Here is a 2,786-nt window from a genome sequence, read left to right on the forward strand (position 1 = left end):
CAGGGCCTCCATGGACCTCGTTCAAGCCATCACCCAACAATGCCAGGTCATCACCGGATCCCAGGTGTATCCAGTTAATCCCGGTGCCATTGCCGGCATGGACAAAATCGTTCCCGCCCAGGGTAAAGGCCTCATTTTTACCACTATTGAAATAAATGTTGTCGGGCTGAAACGTCCCGATCGCCCTCAGACCCTGCTCTGACCCCACCACCGTTTCAATGCCGGTAACGGTCCCCCCGGTTTCCAATAGCTGACACAGGGTTGTGTAAAATACACTGGACTCATTGACTTTCTCCCTTCGGCTGCGCTCCCTCAGTCCACGCTCGCTGAAATAGTACAAATCCCCGTTTGATAGCAGGTAAAGGCCTGCTGTTGATAAATACATATGGCCTTCTTGTGTGGGCCCTCCCCAGTGATAGGCGTGTTTAAAAAAAACTTCGCCCACGTCAAAGTATTCCTGATGGCCGTATTTATCAGAGACCCGTTTTACGTTCGTGTGCTTTTCGTCATAACCCGTCAGCACACGTTCGGAGATCAATCTTTTGTGAATTTCTTTACGTTGGTAGTCCGCTCTTATCTCTGACAGCGAGGCAATATAAAGTTTGTTTGGGTAAAGATCGCTCTCAGGGTAGTTGTGGCGTGGGTTGATATCAAAACCATTATCCGGTACGCCAAAGAGACTGAAAATAGCGCCTCCCGGCGTTTCCCTGCCATCCGGTGCATGGCGTTTAAGATTGTGGTATTCCAGGTATTCAGCAAAACGGCTACGCCATTGTCCGCTTCGCAGGTGAACCTCGAATAATGCGACGGAGTCGGTCTGGCGAAGGTGAAAGTACTTCATACCCGTTTCCAGAAAGCCGCCAAAGAAGTTAGTTTTAGGAATCTTGATCTCGGTTGGCATAATCAGGGTGTCATTGCCAGGTCCCCCGATAATGATCCCCCGACCTATACCCGGTTTAAACCGGTCATTGCCTGCACCACCAACCTGTTTGATACGGCCAAGGTCATCCAGGAGAAGATCATGACCGGAGCCACCGTCCTGTAGCCTGCCGTTAATGAGGGTGTCGTTGCCCGGTCCGCCATAGCCGACCCCCTCATGGGGCAGACGCAGGACATCGTTGCCTCTACCGCCATAGGCCTTCCCTGACTCGCCAATCCAGATATCGTCATCACCAGGCCCTCCATACGCTTTCCCGGTCTTTTTAATCCGGATAACATCATTGTCCCTGCCCCCGTATGCTTCACCTGTCTCAAGGATCAGCTGGTCATGGCCTGATCCGCCATGGAGCTCCCCCTCGTCAGCGACCAGGGTGTCATTGCCACCTAAACCATAAAATATCTTGAAGCCTTTCTTGCCCACCATATGGTCTGCCAATTTTGTCCCTGCCTTTGCTAGTTTCCGGTTGGTCGAGTCCAGAAAGGCAAGGCCTTTTTTGGTCCCGGACAGTGATCTTTTCCGGGATATCAACAGTTCTTCCAGGTTTTCCTCAAACTTTCTCTGGTCAAGAAACTCAGTGGCATCGGCGTGGTACTCAAACCTTGAAAATCCTTTTTCTTCAAAGGACCCGGCCATGTCGTCAATGTATTGATTGAAGCCATCGCTGGCCAGTATTGCCTCGAACTCCTGGTAGGCATTGTTGGGCGGCATACATTCTGCGATGGCGGTCTGAATCCAACCGAGTATCTCGCTGATCAGGTCTACGAGAATACCCAGCTTGGGACAGATAAAGTCCAGCGCCAAACCCAGTACATCAAGGCCAATGGAAATCGCACTCAGGGCTATCATGACCCTGTGATAACCGACCTGAGCATGGTTGCCACTCTTTCTTGCTTCTTCTGCGGACTTTTCAGATGCGGCTATCGAAACCGCGGCACTGGCAATGCTAATGGCATTGCCAAATCCCGGCACCATTGTGGTCGCGAACCTTGAGGCCCTTGAGGCTCTGGTGGTGGTCTTCATGGTCTTGAGAGTGGTGGTGCCTGTTGTAACGGCTTTGCCAATGCGTTTGCTGCCGCTCAGCAGCCAATGGGCGGTCATGGCCGCACTGTAAACTGAGCCGCCAATCGACAGACCTGCCCCGGCATAGGCCAGGTTCCTGGTTTCATCAGACAGTGCGTCTCCGTATTTCTCCAGGTTTTCGAGGGTCTGAATACCACTGACAAGGCCAGCCACGGACATCCCCGAGCCGTAAGCCCTTCTGGAGCGCACGTATTTTTTGCTATTGCTGATTTTCCCGAGCGTGTTGGTAAATTTTTGCCACTTACTCTTCGGCTTGCCTGATCTGATATCGTTCGGATCAGCACCATCCCCGCCGGTCCTGAGCTGTTCCATGAATTCCCGGTTGCCAAGCAGCTTTCCCTTTAAATAGCGGGTGTCGTCGGCACTGTAGCCCGAGTCATTGAGCAAAGTGACCACCCGGTCAATGGCTTGCTCTGGCGTCAGCCCCTGCCGTTCCCGAAGTGTCTGCCGGAAGAGGTCAAGAAGCTTTTTGCGGAACTCCGGGGTGTCCAGAGGGTCTTCAGTGGCCACCGCCGCAAAGCGTCCCTGTTCCAGTAGCAGGAAGGCGTCTGCCAGCAACCCTTTGTCTCCGGCAGCCTGCCTGACCCTGTTGAAGCGGTCACTGACCTCAATGTCATCCAGGTGCCCGCTGACCCGATCCATCAGGGCCATTATGGTCCTGGCCGATCCGGAGCCGTTGCAAAGCACGCACTCCGGGGCGGGCAGTCTTGCTGCCTGGCCGTCTGGCAAACCGGCCTTGTCCAGATTCTGCAGGGCCTTGTCGAAA

1 protein-coding gene is annotated in these 2,786 nt (G+C 53.5%); it reads right to left on the bottom strand.

The window, feature by feature from the left end; genetic code table 11:
• On the bottom strand, window positions 1–2,671 hold a 2,671-nt coding region (locus tag KDK19_RS11465; protein WP_257292000.1), incomplete at its 3' end, for a calcium-binding protein.
• Window positions 2,672–2,786: the final 115 nt, after the last annotated feature.

Source organism: Endozoicomonas sp. ONNA1, from assembly GCF_024606325.1.
Classification (GTDB): domain Bacteria; phylum Pseudomonadota; class Gammaproteobacteria; order Pseudomonadales; family Endozoicomonadaceae; genus Endozoicomonas_A.